This window comes from Vibrio sp. OPT46, from assembly GCF_015163535.1.
GTDB lineage: Bacteria > Pseudomonadota > Gammaproteobacteria > Enterobacterales > Vibrionaceae > Vibrio > Vibrio alginolyticus.
In genome coordinates, this window is sequence record NZ_JADDYG010000560.1 from 5,075 (window position 1) to 10,452 (window position 5,378).

Below are 5,378 nucleotides of genomic sequence, written 5' to 3' on the forward strand. Positions count from 1 at the left end.
GCTAGCTCGCAATCGGCGAACCAAGTCATACAAAGCTGTATGAGCGATATGGAGATGTCAGTTGAGCAAGCATCAAAAGCGAACAGCTCAATGGAAGAGATCCAGGCGCTAATCATCGAAATCAGCCAAATGAGTACGCACATTTCACAAGCAGCAGCAGAGCAAAGTGAAACATCAACAGACATTGCTCGCAGCATCGAAGATATCAACAGCATCGCCGATGAAAGTTTCCGAGCCATGTCGAATATCGCACAAACCAGTGAATCACTGACCCACTTGGCTCATCAGCAAAATGAATTGGTCCACCGATTTAAGTTATAAATACTTTATAATTAAGAGCATTAATTAGTGCAATCAACTGTATAAGGGCGACTTTTTGTTAAGTCGCCCTTGTTTTTTGTCGGCCATGTCTACATATGATTAATAAGGCCAGCTCATCCCCTTGCACAACTCTTTTCGAGCGGCCTCATAAAAAGGAAAATCTATGGCTGTTCATGTTGGTATTATCGACCAAGACCCAGTGAGATTGGTCACTCCTCTATTAGATAATCGTACGCTAAGCACACATATCGTCTTCATCGGAGACAAGAGCCAGTTAGATATATTTGACCGACTGAGTGCCGTTTTAGATCAACGAGAAATTACTTCTGAATTTTTTGAAATTCCATCCGCTGTTAATACATCTCTGATCAAACAAGCAATTCAAAAACTGGCAAAAGATCTCCATGAACGCGGCGAAGATGTAAAATTGAACGCGAGCTGTGGTCTTCGTCATCGCTTGTTGTCGGTGTACGAAGTTTTCCGTACCTATCGCTGGCCAATTTTTGTGGTTGAGCCTAGTAGCGATAAGCTTTGTTGGTTATACCCTGATGGCAAAGAAGATACCCAAGTCGAAGATCACATTACGATTGCAGATTACCTCACTATCTTTGGTGCACGCGGCGAGTTTCACCACGTTGATTTACCACCTCTTCTTGATAAAAAATTGTATGAACTTGGTGAACGATGGGCCTCAAATGCGCTTGAGCTTGGGCCAGGTCTAGCAACACTTAACTACCTTGCAACCACATGCCGCAAAGAACAAAAGCTTGATGTCGAGCTCTCCGAAAAACAGCAGGGCTACCGTGAGCTCAACATGTTGCTTTCAGATTTAGTAGAAGCAGAAATCGCCACCTATGAGAATGGCGTTTTAACGTTTGCAGATGAAGATGCTCGACGCTTTTCAAACGGTGAGTGGTTAGAAACTTTGGTTCACAGCACCGTGAAGCAAATCCAAGACACCATGCCGACGATTCAAGATCGATCGTTAAATGTTCAGGTTTATCGTAAACTTGGTGAAAGTGAAGTACGCAATGAGTTAGATGTCGCAACAGTTGTAAACAACAAGCTGCACATCATCGAGTGCAAAACCAAAGGCATGAGAGATGACGGCGACGATACTTTATATAAGTTAGAATCGCTTCGCGATCTATTAGGTGGCTTACAAGCGCGCGCAATGTTGGTGAGCTTCCGTCCTCTTCGTCACAATGACATTACTCGTGCTGAAGACTTAGGGCTAGCCCTGATTGGCCCTGATGAGCTTAAAGATTTAAGAACGCACTTAACGGCTTGGTTTAAAGACGCGGGCGGTTCAGACGAGATATAGTGCCATTAAGAAAAGCTAAAATTCACAACGATAAAAAGCAGCATTAATGCTGCTTTTTTTATACCTAAATTTTAGCTGTACGCATTTCTATAAGTAGAAAAAAACCAGAGGTTAGCCTCTGGTTTTTTCTGTTTGTTTAAATGCCAACTATAGAGGCTTAAAGCATTTTACGCGCTGCTTCTACAACCACTTTAATTGAACGCGCTTCCGTTTCTTTCAGAGTTGAATGATCTGGAATCTCTTTTTGTGTACGGTTGATGATAACACCAGCCACACAACCCGCTTTTAAACCAGAGCTCGCACACATTGTTAGCAGTGTTGCAGACTCCATCTCGAAGTTAAGTACGCCCATGTCTTGCCATTCTTGCATAGAGCCTTGGAAACGCTTAACAACACGACCAGAGAACGTATCGTAACGTTCTTGACCAGGGTAGAACGTGTCGCTTGATGCAGTCACACCCATGTGAACTGTAGCGCCAGACTCTTCTACCGCTGCTTTCATTGCGGTTGCTACTTCAAAGTCAGCAACTGCTGGGAATTCCATAGGAGCAAAGTGTAGGCTCGCACCGTCAAGACGAACTGACCCCGTCGTTACGATCATGTCACCCACGTTTACATGCGGTTGAATTGCACCCGTTGTACCAACACGTAGGAAAGTGCGAACACCAAGCTGTGCCAATTCCTCAACTGCGATAGAGGTAGAAGGACCACCAATACCTGTAGAACAAACCACAACAGGTTTACCGTCTAGCTCTGCACGGTATAGCGTGTATTCACGATGGCTTGCTAGAAATACTGGATTTTCCATTTGTTCTGCGATTTTTTGAACACGCGCTGGGTCACCAGGAATGATCGCTAGAGTCGCACCATTAAGATCAGCTTCAGTAACACCTAAATGGAATACAGCTTGAGACATAAGTCGCTCCTTATTGTGGCTTATTTTATGAACAATAAGCTCATTAATCAGTTATTGGGTACAGATGCACTGTAGCGAACCTTTCACCAACATAGAGTGATCACAATCACAATGATAAAATGTAATGAAAATGAAATTTCAAACAAAACTGGTATTGATCACACTTTAAGGGGCATTAGATCATTTTGTTGCATAGCAATGCGTGATTTCAAGGACGAGAAAAACGTCTGATCGCATCAGGTGAATACGGTTAAAAAAAGCCCGATACACGAATGCCTCGGGCTATTAATGAGTGGGATCAATGGTTAGGTCAGTTATTTGATCTGCTTGGACTCAAAACGAAGTAATCTCAACGCATTCAATGTCACCAGTGCTGTTGCACCACTGTCGGCTAATACAGCAACCCACAACCCAGTAACACCAAGTAAACTTGTCACTAAGAATACACCTTTCAAACCTAGCGCTAACGCGACATTCTGACGAATGTTACTTAGCGTCGCGCGCGACAGTTCTATCATGGCAGGTAGCTCAATCAAACGGTTGTGTGTTAACGCCGCATCAGCAGTCTCGAGCGCAACATCCGTACCGCCTCCCATCGCAATGCCGATACTCGAAGCTTTCATGGCTGGAGCATCATTGATACCGTCTCCCACCATCGCAACGGTATGTTGTTGTGATAGCTTCTCGACGTAATGCACCTTGTCTGCAGGTAACAAACTCGCTTTATAATCCAAGCCTATTCTATTTGCCATTGCTTCTGCACTTCTCGGGTTGTCACCCGTTAGCATCACCGACGTGACCCCAAGTTCCTTCAACATTGCGATGGCTTGCTGGGCATCTGAGCGCAATGTATCTTGCCATGCGATCACGCCAATGACCTCGTCATCGTAACGAACAATGACAACCGTTTTACCTTGTTGTTCCAACGTAACTACTTGCTCTATGGCTTCTTGAGAAAGTGGAAAGTCTGCCTTTGAAGGCGTGACCACTTGGACCATTTTTCCATCGACGTAACCAGTGACACCAGAGCCTACTTGCGCGGTTTTATCCAACGCTTCAGGAATAGTAAGCCCCTGCTCTTGCACTTTGGTAACTAAAGAAACCGCTAGAGGATGACTTGAACCAACCTCGATTGACGCAGTTAGGCTAAGTAACTTGTCTTCATCCATATCAAAAGCAAAGACATCAGTCACTTCTGGTTTACCTTGCGTCAGTGTCCCAGTTTTATCAAATGCGACAGACTCAACCTTGCCAAGCAACTCAAGCGCCGCACCACCTTTGATCAATGCGCCCCGCTTAGCAGCTGCCGCCAAGCCAGAAGTGATCGCCGCAGGCGTTGAAATTACTAATGCACATGGACAAGCAATCAACAGCAGGGCGAGTCCTCGATAGATCCACGTTTCCCACGGTTGGGCAAATAGTAATGGCGGCGTAACGATAACCATCAGAGACACCAGCATCATTAGCGGCGTATACCAACGGCTAAATTTATCAAGAAAGCGTTCTAATGGTGCCTTACGGGATTCTGCTTCTTCAATCAAATGAAGAATTCGGTCTATCGCATTCTCGCCCTGACGGGAAGTCACCTGTAAGCGAACCACTTTATCGACAACCACAGCCCCGGCCATCACTTTGCCACCGGTTTGATGTTCAACGGGAACAGATTCTCCCGTTAACGCACTTTCGTCAAAACTCGCAAGCGCATCTTGCAAAACACCGTCGGCAGGCAAACGACCTCCGGGTGCGACTTCTATGATATCCCCTGGTTTAAGCTGAGCAGCTGGTACTTCTTTACGTTCACCATCAATAATTAAAATTGAATTTTCTGGGACTAAGTCCATTAACGCCTGGACACCGCTTCGCGCGCGAGATGATGCATATGCTTCTAACTTTTCACCAATAAGGAAAAGCAATAACACCATTGCGGCTTCGGCGGTTTCACCTAAATATAAAGCGCCGAGCGCCGCTACACTCATTAACGTTTCAATCGCAAAAGGCGTACCGCTACGCGCCAACTTAAATGCTTTGAGCGCGATTGGGTATAAACCAAGTAAACACGTCAAAGTGAATAACCAAGCGCTTATTTGAGGGTCGATCTTAGAAATGACTGCCGCAGTAGCCATTGCACCAGCAATCGAGAGAATTTGGATGTTGTCTCTTATGACGCCAAGCCAGCCTTTCTTTGTAGTGCTTGGTTTTGGAGCATCCAGTGAAGAGAGCGGGAAACCCGTTTTTTGGGCTGTCTGCTCTATCGTAGCTATCAGCTCTAGACCATCAAAATCGACGACCAGTTTTTCTGTTGCAAACAAAACCTTGGCTTGGCTGACGCCTTGTAAAGACGTAATGGCTTTCTCAAGCTTTTGCGCACAAGATGGGCAATCCATACCTGACACAAGCCAAGCGTTCCGAACGGAGGAATTACTCTCCCTTGTGGGATCGTCTTCCTCGCCTGTGTCAACGCTGCAGCCTCCTCCACTACAGCAAGAGCTTTCAGAAACATCAACACTGGCCTGAGAGATATTGAGCGAAGATTTTACTGGCGCACAGCATGACTCGCTTGCACCAAGCGGCACCGCAGTTTTGATTTTGCTAGATTGGCAACCTTGATGTTTTGTACACATAATTTTTTCCTTATTGGTATCGGTGATTTACCTATTGCTAAGGATAAACCTTAGAGTAAGCTCCAAGGTCAAGATAAATTTGTACAGTTCGGCGATATAAAATAAAAAAGACGCCGAAGCGTCTTTCCAAACCAGTTTAAAAGCAATATTCCGTAAAGTTTAAACAGAGAGGTTAAACGGGATGCTTAAAACACTC

General features: G+C 45.1%; 3 protein-coding genes and 1 pseudogene. 2 read left to right on the forward strand and 2 right to left on the reverse strand.

Annotation, left to right across the window (positions count from 1 at the left end; genetic code table 11):
- Nucleotides 1-321, forward strand: a pseudogene (locus IQR33_RS34045) (methyl-accepting chemotaxis protein); the annotation flags it as partial.
- 163 nt (nucleotides 322-484) lie between these two features.
- Nucleotides 485-1,645, forward strand: coding sequence for a DUF1887 family protein (locus IQR33_RS22635; RefSeq protein ID WP_005378476.1), 1,161 nt, complete (start codon nucleotides 485-487; stop codon nucleotides 1,643-1,645).
- 157 nt (nucleotides 1,646-1,802) lie between these two features.
- Here the strand turns inward: IQR33_RS22635 and udp are convergent, their stop codons facing one another.
- On the reverse strand, nucleotides 1,803-2,561 hold the full coding sequence (gene udp, locus IQR33_RS22640; RefSeq protein WP_005378479.1) for a uridine phosphorylase: 759 nt from the start codon (nucleotides 2,559-2,561) through the stop codon (nucleotides 1,803-1,805).
- A 314-nt stretch (nucleotides 2,562-2,875) separates the two neighbouring features.
- Complete coding sequence (locus tag IQR33_RS22645; protein WP_053307489.1) at nucleotides 2,876-5,182, reverse strand: zinc/cadmium/mercury/lead-transporting ATPase; 2,307 nt, start codon at nucleotides 5,180-5,182, stop codon at nucleotides 2,876-2,878.
- Between the last annotated feature and the right edge of the window lie 196 nt (nucleotides 5,183-5,378).

Bases quoted from the DNA above. Each gene is read 5' to 3' on its own strand.
- IQR33_RS22635 (WP_005378476.1), top strand. From the start codon at position 485: ATGGCTGTTCATGTTGGTATTATCGACCAAGACCCAGTGAGATTGGTC.
- udp (WP_005378479.1), bottom strand. From the start codon at position 2,561: ATGTCTCAAGCTGTATTCCATTTAGGTGTTACTGAAGCTGATCTTAAT.
- IQR33_RS22645 (WP_053307489.1), bottom strand. From the start codon at position 5,182: ATGTGTACAAAACATCAAGGTTGCCAATCTAGCAAAATCAAAACTGCG.